This is a genomic window from Chitinophaga tropicalis (assembly GCF_009758205.1).
GTDB lineage: Bacteria > Bacteroidota > Bacteroidia > Chitinophagales > Chitinophagaceae > Chitinophaga > Chitinophaga tropicalis.
This window is the reverse complement of the sequence record NZ_WRXN01000018.1, coordinates 72,174-88,509: the sequence shown is the minus strand read 5'-3', so window position 1 is coordinate 88,509 and position 16,336 is coordinate 72,174. Positions and strand designations below refer to the sequence as shown.

Annotated in this window: 9 protein-coding genes; 6 read left to right on the top strand and 3 right to left on the bottom strand. The window is 48.7% G+C overall.

Annotation, left to right across the window (positions count from 1 at the left end):
• The first annotated feature begins 17 nt into the window (after positions 1 to 17).
• From GO493_RS27545 to GO493_RS27520, 6 genes are all read left to right on the top strand, one after another.
• Positions 18 to 1,178 (top strand): FecR domain-containing protein, encoded by a 1,161-nt coding sequence (locus GO493_RS27545; protein WP_198315851.1) that lies wholly within the window; start codon positions 18 to 20, stop codon positions 1,176 to 1,178.
• A gap of 291 nt (positions 1,179 to 1,469) precedes the next feature.
• Positions 1,470 to 4,829 carry a TonB-dependent receptor gene (locus GO493_RS27540; protein WP_157309462.1) on the top strand — a complete coding sequence of 1,120 codons (3,360 nt, stop codon included), beginning with the start codon at positions 1,470 to 1,472 and terminating at the stop codon, positions 4,827 to 4,829.
• Positions 4,830 to 4,849: 20 nt separating this feature from the next.
• On the top strand, positions 4,850 to 6,391 hold the full coding sequence (locus GO493_RS27535) for a RagB/SusD family nutrient uptake outer membrane protein (RefSeq protein ID WP_157309461.1): 1,542 nt from the start codon (positions 4,850 to 4,852) through the stop codon (positions 6,389 to 6,391).
• Positions 6,392 to 6,414: 23 nt separating this feature from the next.
• Positions 6,415 to 7,263 carry a hypothetical protein gene (locus GO493_RS27530; RefSeq protein WP_157309460.1) on the top strand — a complete coding sequence of 283 codons (849 nt, stop codon included), beginning with the start codon at positions 6,415 to 6,417 and terminating at the stop codon, positions 7,261 to 7,263.
• A gap of 67 nt (positions 7,264 to 7,330) precedes the next feature.
• Complete coding sequence (locus GO493_RS27525) at positions 7,331 to 8,188, top strand: glycoside hydrolase family 16 protein (protein WP_157309459.1); 858 nt, start codon at positions 7,331 to 7,333, stop codon at positions 8,186 to 8,188.
• The gene (locus GO493_RS27520; protein WP_157309458.1) at positions 8,185 to 9,648 is read left to right on the top strand and encodes a glycoside hydrolase family 30 protein; all 1,464 of its coding nucleotides are present in this window, start codon (positions 8,185 to 8,187) and stop codon (positions 9,646 to 9,648) included. Before GO493_RS27525 ends, GO493_RS27520 begins: the two co-directional genes overlap by 4 nt.
• A gap of 84 nt (positions 9,649 to 9,732) precedes the next feature.
• Here the strand turns inward: GO493_RS27520 and GO493_RS27515 are convergent, their stop codons facing one another.
• From GO493_RS27515 to GO493_RS27505, 3 genes are all read right to left on the bottom strand, one after another.
• Positions 9,733 to 11,361 (bottom strand): RagB/SusD family nutrient uptake outer membrane protein, encoded by a 1,629-nt coding sequence (locus tag GO493_RS27515; RefSeq protein ID WP_157309457.1) that lies wholly within the window; start codon positions 11,359 to 11,361, stop codon positions 9,733 to 9,735.
• A 17-nt stretch (positions 11,362 to 11,378) separates the two neighbouring features.
• Positions 11,379 to 14,678 carry a SusC/RagA family TonB-linked outer membrane protein gene (locus GO493_RS27510; protein ID WP_157309456.1) on the bottom strand — a complete coding sequence of 1,100 codons (3,300 nt, stop codon included), beginning with the start codon at positions 14,676 to 14,678 and terminating at the stop codon, positions 11,379 to 11,381.
• Between the two features lie 268 nt (positions 14,679 to 14,946).
• On the bottom strand, positions 14,947 to 16,125 hold the full coding sequence (locus tag GO493_RS27505; protein WP_157309455.1) for a FecR family protein: 1,179 nt from the start codon (positions 16,123 to 16,125) through the stop codon (positions 14,947 to 14,949).
• Positions 16,126 to 16,336: the final 211 nt, after the last annotated feature.

Genomic DNA, 16,336 nt, shown 5'->3' with positions numbered 1-16,336 from the left:
AAATGGTGCCAGGAATTATGTCATCCACGTCTTATTACGAAGAGCTACTACAAAGATATCTTGACGGCCAGTGCTCTGCTGCTGAAGCGGAAGAGCTGTATACGTGGCTGAAATCCTCAGGCTCCCACCGGCCCTTGCTGACAGCTATGCAGCGGGAGTTCGAACAGGCCATGAACACCCGCCATGAAATTCCCTCAGAACTGAGTGACAGGATAGAAACCCGCTTATTACAGGATATTTCCCGTGAAAAGGTCATCCCCCTTCACAAACGCTTCCGCCTGGGATGGGTAGCAGCAGCAGCAATACTGCTGCTGGCAGGAGCAATATACTATATGTACAGCGCTTCAACCAGTAAAGGACCTGTCGCCGGATTGGTAAAGGGAGATACTGTGGATATAGCCCCTGGTAGCAATAAAGCCGTACTTACTTTGTCAAACGGTGATGAAGTAACGTTGGATAGCACAGGTAACCAGGTCATTAACCAGGGACAAACAGTCATACACCAGCGCAACGGCCAGCTGCATTATGCCGCCGGAACGGATGACGCTGTGGTCTATAATACCCTCACCGTTCCCCGCGGCGGACAATTCAACATCATCCTCCCCGATGGCAGCCATGTATGGTTGAACGCCGCCAGCAGCCTGAAATATCCCACCACTTTCCAGGAAGGACAAAGAATAGTGGAACTACAGGGACAGGGATATTTCGAAGTATCGCCAAACGCTAAACAGCCTTTCTTTGTAAAGGTGAATAATATGGAAGTACAGGTACTCGGTACCAGCTTCGACGTCATGGCCTACCCTGATGAAAGTAGCATCAATACCACATTGATTGAAGGACTGGTAAAGGTAAACCAGCACAGGCTGCAACCCGGTCAGCAGGCCGTATTGGACCCCGCTACCGGAACTATGACAATACACTCGGCCGATGTAGAACAGGTCATCGCCTGGAAAACAGGCTTCTTCGAATTTGATAATGCCCGCCTGTCAGACATACTCCGGCAGTTGTCCAGGTGGTACGACATAGATATCAGTTACAATCAGGAAAAGCCTGACCGCCTCCTCGGTGGGCGGATCAGCAGGAATCTGCCTTTATCCGATATTTTACATATGCTTGAAGAAAATGGTCCAAAGTTCACGTTGTCCGGAAGAAAACTGACTGTAACATCTGTTAAATAAGCCTGTACCGGCTGATTCCACGTTCAGCAGGGGGGAACAGGAAAACCTGAATTTTAAAACTTATTGTATGACATCACCAGACTGAAACAAAAATTAAGGAAGAGGTATGCCCGATAAAAAGCCGGAAGCGCTTGCAACACTCCCGGCAGGTCGTTTGGGCATCCTGAAAACCACGTCACGTTAATAACAATCGATCTTCTAATTCCCAAACACTACAAAAGTATGTATTTAAACTTTAGTGGTAAGGCTTTCTGTTGCCGGAAATCCTCATCAGCCAAAATTGTCTCCGTTATGAAACTGACAACCTTTTTGTTGCTAGTAGCGTGTTTGCAGATCAGCGCAAAAGGAGTATCGCAACAGATCTCTATATCAGAGAAAAAAGCACCCCTCAAAAAGGTGCTTCGCCAGGTAGCACGTCAGGCAGGTATCTCCATAATTTATGATGAAACATTACTGTCCACCGCAAATCCCGTTACAATCAACGTTAAAAATGCTTCCATACAGGAAGTACTCGATATCTGCCTCGATAATCAGCCACTGGCCTATTCTGTAGATGGCTCCCGCATCATCGTGAAAAGCCTCCCGGACAATCAGAGGACCGGGGCAGATACCGTCATCACCGCTACCGGCCGCGTCCTCGACGAATCGGGAGAACCAGTGCCCGGCGCCAGCGTACGTGTAAAAGACGGCACTACCGGCACTGCCACCAATACAGAAGGCAGATTCACCCTAAAAGCACCGGCAAATAGCTTCCTGGTATTCAGCGCCGTAGGATATACTCCGCAAACACATGCTGCCGGCAGCGGTAACTTCAGCATTCGCCTGAAAGCTTCACAGACCGCCCTCACCGAAACAGTGGTAGTAGGTTACGGCGTACAGAAGAAAAGCGTTGTAACCGGCGCCATCTCCAGCGTACGTGCGGCCGATCTCGAAACTCAACCCATCACCCGCGTAGAAAGCGCCTTGCAGGGCAGAACTTCCGGTGTAACCATCGCCGCCAGCTCCGGCCAGCCAGGCTCCGGTTCAGCCGTACGCGTAAGAGGTATCACCACCTTCAATAATAACGATCCGCTCTGGGTAGTAGATGGGGTAGTGGTAGATAATGGAGGTATCGGTTACCTGAATCAGTACGACATAGAATCTATCGAAGTACTGAAAGACGCCGCTTCCCAGGCCATCTACGGTGCACGCGCCGCAGCAGGTGTAATACTGGTCACCACCAAAAAAGGAAAAGCAGGCAAGCTCTCTGTCAACTACAACGGCTACTATGGCACCTCCGCTCCCGCACGCAAACTGAAAATGCTGAATGCAACAGAATATGCCACACTGAGGAACGAAGCATCCGTAGCAGCAGGTGAAGGTATCGTTTTCGCAGATCCCCGATCCCTGGGAGCAGGTACCGACTGGCAGGAACAGATCTTCAACAACAACGCCATCCGCCAGAATCACGAGATCAGCGTAAGCGGCGGTAACGATAAATCCACTTTCTACACCTCCTTCGGCTACCTGGACCAGGAAGGTATAGTAGCTACAGAGATCTCAAAATACAAACGCATAAACCTGCGGCTCAACTCCACACATAAACTGGCGCCCTGGGCCACCTTCGGCCAGAACGTAGGATACGCCTATGACAAAGCCAACGGACTGGGAAATACCAACAGTGAGTTTGGCGGCCCTTTAAGCTCAGCCATCAACCTGGACCCTACTACACCCGTAATAGTTACCGATCCTGCTGTCGCTGCAACGGCGCCTTATACCAACGCTGGCATACGCAGGGATGCTAACGGTAATCCCTATGGCATCTCCAGCCACGTCGGACAGGAAATCACCAACCCACTGGCATATATCACTACACGTAAAGGAAACTTCGGATGGTCACACAATATCGTAGGTAACGCCTACCTGGAAATTGCTCCCATCAAAGGATTGAAAGTACGCTCCACCCTCGGCTCAAAAGTGGCTTTCTGGGGCAATGACAGCTTCACACCCATCTTCTGGCTGAACTCTTCCTCCACTTCCACAAGAACGTCCTTCCACCGTGAACAGAACAATGGTTTCAACTGGAACATCGAAAACACCGTTTCCTACAACAAGGGTATAGATAAACACAATGTGACCATATTACTGGGACAGGGGGCTTATGTCGATAACAACACCCGGATGACGTCCGTTACCTTCTACGATGTGCCGGCAGATAATTTTGATGATGCTTCCCTCAACTACAAAGTAGCTTCAGACAACCGCGTATCCGACGGTAGCGAAGGTCAGCTTCACAAGATCTCTTCACTCTTTGCCCGTGTAAATTATAACTACGACGAGAAATACCTGGCAGAAGCTATCATCCGCCGTGATGGTTCTTCCCGCTTCGGTTCCAATAATAAATACGGTGTATTCCCATCCTTCTCATTAGGCTGGGTTGCCTCCCGCGAAGGCTTCTGGCCTGAAAACAACATAGTCAGCTTCCTGAAAGTACGCGGAGGCTACGGCGTAGTAGGTAATGATAACATCGGCGACTTTGCCTTCCTCTCTATCATAGGCAGCGGCAGAAACTACGCTTTCGGCAACTCCGGCAGTTACCTCATAGGTTACAGCCCCGATGCCCCCGTAAACCCTGACCTGAAATGGGAATCTACCAGCCAGACCAACATCGGTTTTGAAGCTACCATTCTCAGGGATATAACAGTATCGTTCGATTGGTATAAGAAAGCTACTAAAGATATCCTCCAGAACCCCCGCATCCCTGCCTATATAGGCGCTGTATCCAACCCTGCTGCCAATGTAGCCGATATGGAGAATACAGGCGTAGAACTGGAAATAGGATACCGTAAAAAACTGGGCGACTTTAACCTCGGTGTGAATGGTAACGTATCTTACCTCAAGAACAGAGTGACCAACCTGGGCCGCGGAGTAAGCTATCTTTCCGGCGGACAAACATTCCAGTCCAGCGCCTATTCCACCATCACCCGCACAGCGCTGGGACAACCACTGAACAGCTTCTTCGGTCACAGAACAGCCGGCATCTTCCAGACACAGGCTGAAGTAGACGCCTATGTGAATAAAGAAGGCAAAAAGATCCAGCCTAATGCCGCCCCGGGCGATTTTCGCTGGGTAGACCTCAATGGCGACGGACAAATCACTGAACTGGACCGCGATTTCATCGGCAACCCTACCCCCACCTGGACATACGGCTTTACCCTGAACGGAGAATACAAAGGCTTTGACATGATCGTGTTTATACAGGGAGCAACAGGCAACAAGATCTTCCAGGGCCTGCGCCGCCTGGATATCACCAATGCTAACTGGCAAACAAAAGCCCTGGGCCGATGGACAGGCCCCGGCACCAGCAACGACTATCCAAGACTGATCAGGACAGATCCTAATAAGAACTTCACTAACCCTTCTGATCTCTACCTGGAAGATGGTGGCTATTGCAGGATCAAATCCATGCAGCTTGGTTATTCACTGCCTGCCTCTCTGCTCAGTAAAGCCGGTATCGGAAAACTTCGTCTGTACATTATGAGCGAGAACCTGCTCACCTTCACTAAGTACACAGGATACGATCCCGAAATTGGTGGCGGCGTATTTAGTATCGACAGAGGTATCTATCCGCAGGCCCGCTCCTTTATGTTTGGTGTAAACGCAACTTTCTAACCCATTAATGCCCGATCAAAATGAAGAAAATATATATACTCCTGGCAGCCGGTTTATTATTTACAAGCAGCTGCAGCGACAGCTTCCTGGACGTAGATCCAAAAGGTAAAGACCTTGAATCGAATTACTATCGTAATGCCACAGAAGCATTCAACGGCCTGATTGCTGTATATGATGTTGTAGGATGGCAGAGCGGCAACTATGTTACCAAAGTAGGCGCATTAGACGCAGCCTCTGACGATCATATTGCCGGTGGCGGCGGAGCGAACGATGTCACCGCATTCCAGGTATGGTCCAACTATTCTCTTTCTCCCGATCAGGGACCACAGACAGAGCTCTGGAAAAAAGGCTACTCCGGTATATTCAGGGCCAACATATTGCTTGAAAAACTGGAAGGCGTTCCGATGGATGAAAACCTGAAGAAAAGATTCGTTGCAGAAGCAAAATTCCTGCGTGCCTTCTTTTATTTTGACCTCATCCGCTTATTCAAAAATATTCCGCTCATTACCAAAACGCTGACCGCCGGCGAATCATACAACGTATTACAGGCGCCCCCTGCAGATGTATGGGCTCAGATAGAAAAAGACCTGAAAGAGGCTATCGCAGAAACCGCATTGCCAGACCAGGTGCCCGTAGCCACAGAAGGCGGCCGCGCTACTAAAGGCACGGCTCATGCGCTGCTGGGTAAGGTATACCTGTACGAACAGCAATGGGCTGCCGCTGCGGCAGAACTGGCGGAAGTGAACGGCGCTAACCCCGGACAGGCAAATGCAAAATACGGGTATGAACTGCTGAACGATTTTGGCAGATTATGGAAGTCAGACAATGGAAGTAAGTTTAACAGCGAATCCATCTTTGAAGTAGCATTTACTTCTACCTCTGCCGGCGTATGGGATTGCGTGGCCTGTACAGAAGGCAACGTGCTGAACATTATGGTAGGACCGAGGGGGTATAAAGCGCTGAAAGCAGGCGCGCCTGATTACGCCTCCGGATGGAGCTTCCTGGTAGTTACTCCAGACCTGTTCAATGCTATCCACTTTGACCCGCGCTACAAATACACAGTAGCTAACCTGGACAGCCTGGAAAAGAACGGTATTGCCGCCTACGAAAAGGGACATATGAATACAGGGTATTTCCTGGAAAAATTTGCCGGCAGAATATCTAACCAGTCAACCGGTGGCGGCGTAAAAGAGCTGAACTATCCGCAGAACCTGTACGAGATCCGCCTGGCAGATACCTACCTGATGGAAGCAGAAGCCCTCATCAAAGCAGGAGAGGGGGGCAGTGCAGGCACCCGCGCCTATACACTGCTGAACGCAGTACGTAACCGCGTAGGATTACCTGCTATCGATGCAACTGATGATAACATCTTCAACGAAAGACGCCTGGAACTGGCCGGTGAAGGACACCGCTGGTTTGACCTGGTACGTACCGGCAGGGCAGCTACAGTACTGGCCAGCCGTGGATTTATAGCCGGTAAGCATGAAATACTGCCCATTCCATTGTTGGAGCTGGAAAACACCAAACTAGAACAAAGCAAAGAATGGGGAGGTACCAAATGATCATCAAACGCAAATTGTATACAATGAACCACAGATATAACTATACGCTGGCAATGGCAGTTCTGCTGGCCTGCGCTATCACTTCCTGCTCGCCTGAATCTTCTGATGCTAAGCTAGGACCTGCACCAACTGCTGCATTTACCGCCACCCCCATGTCCGGAAAACCTAATAAGATTATCGTGTCCAATGCCACGCCCGGGGGCTTTATGTGGCAATGGGAAGATGGTAACGGCGGCAAGTCAAAGAAAGAAGTAGATACCTTCAGCTACTTCAGGAAAGGTGAGTACACTATTCAGATGACCGTCTTCACCAACGGCGGTTATGCTGCTACCGCCCAAAAGGTAACTATCGCCGGCGATGCACCCACACAGGATATCCTGAAAGGAGGCACTATGGAGGCCGGCAGCGAACAGAACTGGACCATATTGAATACCGGCGGTACACAAACTACTATTAAAATTGAAAATGGTGTGATGAACTTCTCCAATACGGGCAACTCTAACGGTGCTGTTTACCAGGCCATCAACGTTACCGCCGGCAAATCCTATGTATTCTCCGGCAACGTAAAAGGCAATGGCGCCACCAACTCCTGGTTTGAAGTCTACTTCGGCGCCACAGCGCCCAAACAGGGATCTGATTACAGCGGTACCAAATTTGTATCACTGAATACATGGACCGGCTGTGGAAAAATTCCGTTTGACGGCAACCTGAACGAAATAGGTTGCGATGGTGCCGGCACAGGTCAGAGTGGTATTATGAAATTTAATACCACCGGTACCATTTACATGGTGATAAAAGCTGGCAGCGCCGGCGGAACACTCGGCGCTGGTGGCATCAGCCTGGATAATGTGAAATTCCTTGAAGAAATATAGCAATTTAGATCATCATGCAGGCTACTTTTCCCAAAGGTAGCCTGTGTTTTTAAAACGGGATCATGTTATGAGAACACTAAAGTATTTACCGTTCCTGTTATTGGGCATGAATATCCTTTCCTGCTCAGGCAAAGGCAAAGATAACGATACTACAGGGCCGGGAGCTCCACAGGGCCCGGTAGATAAAGGCTGGGCTTTTGAAACAACGCCTGTCTGGGCCGACGAATTTGATTACGAAGGATTGCCGGATAATACAAAGTGGGGATACGACGTCGGTGGCGGCGGATGGGGAAATAATGAACTGGAATACTACACCAACAGCATAGACAATGCTTCAGTGAGGAATGGTATTCTCACTATCACCGCTAAAAAAGAAGTAAAGGAAAACAGGAACTATACTTCCGCCAGGCTGGTAACCCGCGGTAAGGGAGACTGGCTTTATGGCCGTTTTGAGATCAAAGCCAAACTGCCTTCAGGTAAAGGTACATGGCCCGCCATCTGGATGCTGCCTACAGAATGGGCATATGGCAACTGGCCTAAATCCGGCGAAATAGATATCATGGAACATGTAGGATATGACCAGGATAACATTCATATCAGCGCACACACAGAAGCCTATTACTTTAAAATAGGCACACAGAAAACAAGTACAAAAAGAATAACCAATGCCAGCTCAGAGTTCCACCTGTACCGTGTAGACTGGACGCCTTATGCCCTCAGAGGATACATAGATAACCAGCTCATCTTCCAGTTTGTGAACGAAGGTAAAGGATATACCGTATGGCCGTTTGACAAGAAATTCCATTTGCTGCTGAACGTTGCCGTAGGTGGCGACTGGGGCGGAACCCAGGGAATAGACGATAACATCTTCCCGCAGAACATGGAAGTAGATTACGTAAGAGTATATAAAATGATCGAAAAATGAACATCAGAAATATAACGAGAAGCAGTATTACAACTGCTTTCCTGGCCTGTACCTTTTATACCATTGGTTGTAGCAACACTGGGAACAACCCTGACCCTCTTCCGCCGGTAGATCCTCCCAACGGCGGAGATACCACCTCAGATGTAGCTATGTGGCTCACCAAAGCAGATAAGAGTGCATTATTACAGAAACAGAAAGTGAGCCTGATCTTCAAAGACACTGTAAACGGAAACCTGACTATCAAAGTAGATGATTCCCAATCCTACCAGGAAATAGATGGTTTCGGATATTGCCTGACCGGGGGCAGTGCCACCCTGATCAACAAACTGCCTGCCGCTGAACAGGATGCCCTGTTGAAAGAACTCTTCCTCACAGACAGTAATAACATTGGCGTTAGCTACCTGCGTATAAGCATAGGGGCGTCTGACCTCAGTGCAACGCCGTTTACTTACGATGATATGCCCGGCACACAAACAGACCAGGCCCTTGCACAATTCAGCATAGATAAAGAAAGAACAGACCTCCTGCCGGTATTGAAGAAGATCGTGGCATTAGCTCCGGGTATCAGAATATTAGGCTCCCCCTGGTCTGCACCTACCTGGATGAAGACCAACAACAGTTTTGTAGGCGGTAGTCTCAAACCTGAATACTACAGCGTATATGCCCGGTACTTTGTAAAATACATCCAGGCCATGAAAGCGGAAGGTATTACCATAGACGCCATCACTCCGCAGAATGAGCCGCTGCATGGTGGTAATAATCCCAGTATGGTGATGCAGGCGGCTGAGCAGGCTGACTTTGTGAAGAACCACCTTGGCCCCGCATTCAATGCCGCAGGACTGACCACAAAGATCATTGTGTATGACCATAATGCAGATAAACCTGAATATCCTGCCGCTATCCTGGGCGATGCTGCGGCTTATCCATATGTGGATGGCTCTGCCTTCCACCTGTACGCCGGTAACATCAGTGCGCTGACACAATTGCACAACGCCTATCCACAGAAAAATATCTATTTTACTGAGCAATGGGTAGGTGGCCCGGGCAATTTTGCAGGAGATCTGAAATGGCATATAGGTACGCTTATTATCGGCGCCACACGTAACTGGAGTAGAAATGTACTGGAATGGAACCTCGCGGCAGATGTTAACTACGACCCGCATACCGAAGGCGGCTGCACTACCTGTATGGGTGCATTGACCATCGGCACAGGAGTATCCCGTAATGTAGCCTATTACATTATCGGTCACGCCTCCAAATTTGCCCGCCCTGGTTCAGTGAGGATCGCATCTAATGTACCTGGTGAACTGCAGAACGTGGCATTTAAAACAAAAGAGGGTAAGAAAGTGCTGATCGTATTGAACAACGGTACAACTCCGCAAAAATTCAATATTGAATACAATGATAAGATCGTAAACACTTCGCTGGATAATGGGGCCGTAGCCACTTATATCTGGTAATAGAATATTCCTTCATCCTTATGCCAACAAAAAAGCCATCTCGCCTTTCGGCGGATGGCTTCTGTTTTTATACGCATTCCCGAACTAATCTGCTTTATCCCACCAGACTCTTGTTCCGCCATTATCTGCATTACCGAGTAACTGTACGGCTTTGTTCACTTCAGCTGCATTGGTGTTATACTCATTCTGTGGGAATGGTAAACGCCTTATCTGTACTTCAGTGCTGATCAATCCGCCGCTGTTGTTGTTCACAACAGGGAACAGTTTCGGATAGCCGGTACGGCGGAACTCCGTCCATGCTTCCATTCCCTCGGGGAACATAGCTATCCATTTCTGTGTGATGATACGTTCCATTTTTACATTAATGTCAGCAGCATCATCCCATTTGATAGTAATGGCAGAAGGCGCCGGCGCATCGTTAGCGGAGTTCTTTGGGTCTGTATAAGCATCAGGTTTACTGGTGGCATCACTCACATAACTGCCAACGGAAACGTTCCATTGTTCCATAGAAGTGTTGATGCCCTGCTCATACAAACTTTGCGCTGTGGCCCCTGCATTGGCCCAATTACGCACGGCCGCTTCTGCCCTTAAAAAATACACTTCCGCAGCTGTCATGATCTGAACAGGAGAGGTAAGTGAAAAAGCAGGGTTCCCGTCTGTATAATTAAGTGAAGAATATCCTACATAATCATCTTTAGAACCGCCGGATATTGATCCGATACGGATGCCCTTATATTGTGCAGGGAAAGATTCATCTGTCGATTTGTCGAAATAACGGCCAATACGCGGATCAGCATAACCGGTCATATAACACTGTATAGAAGCGCCAATACGGATGTCAGCCCAGTTCTTTGCTATAAACACCAGCGGGTTACTGAAGCCTGCACCAGATACCTTTACAGCCATATTACCTGCATTGGTGGTTATCACACCTCCTTCTGAAGGATTGAGGGCTTTCTCAGCCTGTAACTGTGCTGTGGCAGGATCTCTCTTCACAAGGTGCATAGCCAGGCGCAGGCGCAGTGAGTTGGCAAATTGCAGCCATTTGGTAAAGTCGCCGTTATACACCAGGTCAAATGTAGAGAAGGTAAATGGTAATGTTTCACTGCCGCCAATAAAGCTGCGCAGGGCAGTAGTGGCACTGTCCAGTTCCAGGAAGAACCGGTTGTATACATCCTGCTGACTGTCGTACGCAATACCCGTTTTGCCGGATCCAGCCTGGCTGTACGGAATAGGGCCGTAAGTATCTGTAACACGGCTCATACCTGCTACCTGCAATATCTGGGCTACAGCCCATACAGCAGGATAAGCAGTATCCACACCATTAACACGCAGTTTGTTAACAGATGCCATTATGTTCAGGTAACCCACTTTGAAGGTCTCTCCGTTCCAGCCGGTCATCATGAAATAAGACAGGTTATTCTGTCCGCCGTTGAACGGGTTAGGTGACATGAAATAGCCTGAATAACAATCAGCATTCAGGTTCTGCTGCAACTGGTAAGAATTGGGATCACCACCACCGGAGAAGTTGATGACAGACCTTTGCGCCCTGGTCAGGAATGTGCCCAGGTCTTTGAAATCAGCTTTCAGATCATCATCTGTTACGCCGGTATTATCAGTGTTATATCTTTCAAAATTCTTTGTACAGGAGCTGGCGCCAAGCAGTAATACTGTTGCAAAGGCCCACAGGCTTTTTATATAATAGCTTTTCATTTTCTACAGGTTTAACTTTAGAAGGTAGCATTCAGTGTCAGACCATAGCTGCGTGTAGCCGGTGGCATGAATATATCCACACCGGACATGCCGTTGGCAGTAGACATGGTCAGCTCAGGATCGAACGGCGCTTTCTTATAGAAATAAAGCAGGTTACGACCGGTGAGCGACAGCCTCAATGCTTTCACAAAAGTGTTCTTTACAGGAACAGTATATCCCAGCGCTACTTCACGAAGACGTACCGTAGTAGCATTGTACATGTATTCACCGGAAGCAGCTTCACGTCCGCCAATGGTAGTATACCATTTCTGCGCATCCACTGTTGTTACCGCATTGCCGGAAGGGTCCACACCATTTACTTTTACACCGCCGGCATCACGGGCTGCGCCGCTTTCTTCAGACACGCCATACTGGTCCATCATAGATTGTGTGATAGACATTACCTTACCACCAAATTTGCCGTCTATCAGGAAGGAGAGCGTGAAATCTTTGAATGAGAGATTGTTGTTCCAGCCCAGCTGCCATTTGGTGTTTGCATTTCCGACAAATACCAGGTCACCGCTCTGCCTGATAGGCTTGCCATCGGCATCTATCTTGATACGGCCCTGCTCATCACGCTGTAACACGCTGCCGTAAATGTCGCCAAAGGAACCGCCTACCGCGAACTTGGATACGTAGTTGGAGCCGGAAGCGCCACTCAGCGTGAAGCTATTGATACCCGGCGCCAACTCTTTTATCCTGTTTTGATTCGTGGAAAAGTTAAGACCTGTGTTCCATTTGAGTTTCGTATCGCTTAACACATCATACCGTACAATAGCCTCCACGCCCTGGTTCTGGATATTGCCGGCGTTGATGAAATAAGAATCATAGTAAGTAGCATTGCTGGCCGCTATCTGCAATGTCTGGTTCTTCGTATTTGTTTTATAGTAGGTAGCATCTACACTCAGCCTGTTGTTAAAGAAGCGCCATTCAGTACCAAATTCCAGTGAAGTTGTTTTCTCCGGTTTCAGGTCAGTGAACGGTACCGCAGTGCTCTGTGAGAAAGTACCGCCTGCGCTGAAAGTATACTGTGCAGGATTAGCCTGGTATGCCAGCGGAGAGTTGCCCACCTGTGCGTAGGAACCACGTACTTTCGCAAAGCTGATGGCTTCAGGCAGTTTTGCCATCTGGCTCAGTATCAGGTTCAGACCTACGGAAGGGTAGAAGTAAGAGCCTGATGGAGTAAAGGCCAGGTTGGAAGACCAGTCGTTACGTGCGGTGAGGTCCAGGTATACCCAGTCTTTATAGGAGATATTGGCGCTTCCGAACACTGACTGGAACTGGCTGTGGTTTTCCTGCAGCGTTCCGGAGTTCAGCGGGTTGAAGCTGGTGAAGTTCTGGATAAGGAACTTGTTGGCAATGTTCAGCCCTTCCTGCCCGGAATTGAACTTCTCACCGTTGGTTATTACATCCCTGACACTGCCACCCAGTATACCGGTAATACGGATGTCCTCATTAACGGGGATGTTGAAGTTAGCCAGCAGGTCGCCGTATTGCTGGTTGGTAGTGGTGTTGCTGTACACATACACACCATTGGCAGGAGCCAGGGTAGCGATAGTACCTGCATATATCTTCTGCTCATATACGTCGTTGATCCTGTCTATACTGCCGCGGGCCTGGATGTTAAGCCAGGAAGCCACTTCATATTTCAGGCTGGCATTAAGCAGTAACCGGTTACGCTCAAGCGAGTTTGGATTACGGTTGACTATCCACCATGGGTTCTGCTGCACGTCCTCATTGAAAGGCCAGTTCTGCACCATTAACCTCCTGGCAGGGTTCATCACCTCGAATTTATCTTTATACTGTGCCAGGTTGGCTCCGCGGGGAAACAGGTACAGGCCTGTAAGCGGATTGAAATAAAAACCGCTCAGCGGTGTATTATCGATGGTCTGGGTGATGTAGTTCACATCTGCCTCAGCTGTCAGCTTATCATTCAGGAAATGCCCTGTTTCCTTAAAGTTCAGGTTATTGCGGGACAGCTTATTCTTCGGCTGAATACCATTTGCTGAAGTATTGGCATAAGAGAAATAGGTCTGCATTTTTTCAGAACCGCCTGAAAGACTGATAGAGTTGGTCAGGTTAGTCCCTGTACGGAAGTAAGAGGAGAGATTGTCTGCACTGCCTCCGCTTATTTTGTCTCCCCAGCTCTGCGGATTGGAACCTGTGCCGCCTGTCTGTCCGTAGCTGTTCTGGAACTTTGGTTTATAGGCAATCTGGCTCAGCGTAAGGCCGGAAGAGAAGTTAACCTGTGTACGTCCTGCCTTACCGCCTTTGGTGGTAATGAGTATCACGCCGTTAGCCCCCTGGCTGCCATATAATGCAGCTGCAGAAGCGCCTTTCAGAACGGAAATGCTCTCAATGTCGTCAGGGTTCAGGTTAGAGATAGGATCGCCCCCATCATATGCACCGCTGCCTCCATAAGAACTGTTAGGCTGTGAGGTAAGGCTATTGTTCATAGGCACCCCGTCAATCACATACAATGCCTGGTTGCTGCCAAGACCGGATTTGTTACCACGCAGGATCACCTTTGCAGAACCACCCACGCCGGAAGAACTCGGAGAGATGCTCATACCTGCCACTTTACCGTTCAGGGTATTGATCAGGTTCGGGTCTTTTGCTTTGGTCAGCTCCACACCGCTTACCTGCTGGGTAGCATACGTAATGGATTTCTCTGATCTTTTGATACCAAGAGCGGTTACCACTACAGTACCCAGCTGCTGGTCTGAAGAAAGGAGGGTAACAGACAGGTTGGTATTGCTGCCTACCGTTATTTCTTTTGTCTGGAAGCCCAGGTAACTGAATACCAGCACCTCATTACTCTCTGCCTGCAGGGAGAAATGCCCTTTTTCATCTGTCAGGGCGCCCCTGGTCGTGCCTTTTACCTGTACGCTCACATTAGGCAGCGCATGGCCGGCAGAGTCAGTAACAGTACCTTGTATAGTAGCAGCAGGCTTTTCAGCTGCAACGGATGTTTCCTTTATGGCAGCTTTCGGACTGATCACAATGATCTTGTCTATAATATTATAGGAAAGCGGCTTGTTACTCAGACATTTGTCCAGTACCTGCTGTAATGGCGCTGATTTCATGTTAATATCAACAGGACCGGCATTCTGCAGCAATTTCTCATCAAACACAAATTCGTACCCGGTTTGTTTGCTGATACTGTTGAATATGTCATACAGGGCCATGCGTTTGCCTGTAATGGTGACGGTCTGGGAAAATGAACTGGCGCTCAGGTTGAGGGAGAACACCAGGGTTAAAATGGCAGTTAATTTCATAACTATCAATAATTTTCTGTGCAATAGCCCATATCTGCGCGGGGCCTTGCAAGTCTCACGTAGTTCCATACATTTGTGTTCTTGGCTTAATAATCGGTTTTCTAACGTTAATGGAAATCTGGTAGCCATTTTTACCGGGTCCTGATGGCAGTCGGGATCCGGTTTTTTCGGTAGTATCTCAGACACTACACGGTTTCTACCTTACAGTTTATCTTGTATTGCTTTTTCTTACGTGGTCATAACCGGAAAATTTAGCTTTTAATAAAAATCAACGTGGTACTGAGGGGGACACGGTCACTTTATTCCCGTTCACCTCAAAATGGACCCTCTGGGTAGTTTCCAGGGCCTTCAGCAGTTTTTCTGCCTCTTCCCTCCGGGAAATCACACCTGTCAGATCTATATCAGATACATCGCCTTTATAGTCAACTTCCATATTATACCAGCGGGACAGCTGGCGCATAATGGTCTTTATATTGGTATTCCTGAAGCGGAACCTGCCTTCTTTCCAGGCAAGTGCCTGTTCCATATCAGCCTCAGAGATCACAAATCCCTTATCTCCTGAAAGGCTGGCCTGCAGTCCGGGCTTCAGCAAGCTGGTATTTTTACCCTGTGTTAGCTGAACGGCTCCTGTTACAAGGGTGGTTTTCACTGCCTGCTCGTCAGCATAGGCCATAATATTAAAGCTGGTGCCCAGCACTTTTACCTGTATATCGTTCACCTTCACGCTGAAAGGCTGGCTGGCATTGGAGGTTATCTCGAAATAAGCTTCCCCTGTTATCTCTACCACTCTTTCCCTGCCAGTAAAGGCAGTAGGGAAGCGTATGCTGCTGGCGGCGTTCAGCCATACCCGGCTGCCGTCAGCCAGGGTAAGCTGGTATTGCCCGCCATGGGGAGTAGCAACCGTGTTATACATGACCTCATTGTCATTATTTCCTGCTTTATAGCTGAGCGCTCCGTTGGCATTGGTAATGCTGGTACCGCCCTGTTGCGCCAGTGCGCCGTTGCCGGCGCTGTCCAGCGGAATGGTAGTGCCATCTGCCAGGGTAAGCACAGCTTTATCTGAACCGGGAGCCAGCGGTGCTTTTTTAACAGCAACCATCTTTTCCGGCTTTTTCCCCGGCATGGCAAGGTATATGCCTGTAGCCAGTACTCCTGCTACCAGGGCTGCGGCTAGAGAACGGTATATCAGTTGCCTGCGTTTTACAAGACGCAGATGCCGGTATTCTTCCCGCCCATCCTGGAGAATGGTGGTTAGTACAGCCGCTGCATCATCGTCTGTCCACTGGCTATCCGGCACTTCGCCGTATAGTGTTTCTATAATGTCCTGCCGTATAGTGTCCGCATTGGCTTCATTGGCCACTTCCCGGAGAAGTTGTTGGTACTCTTCCTCACTGATCTCGTTCCGCTTATACTTATCAAGCAATAGCTTTATTTCCGGTATTGTCATAAACGATTAGTTTGGCATTCGGTCGATAGAAATAAAGACGACCGTAGAAAAGAAAAGGAGTATTGGGAAAGAAAATTTTTTTCAATACAGAAAAAAAAGCCTGTAAACCAATTACAGGATTAAAAGCAACAATTGTAAACTTCAAACAGGATTATCTGACAGAAGTGTAAACCTATACCAGGATTATACCTGTGGTGCACTTTAGCACCCG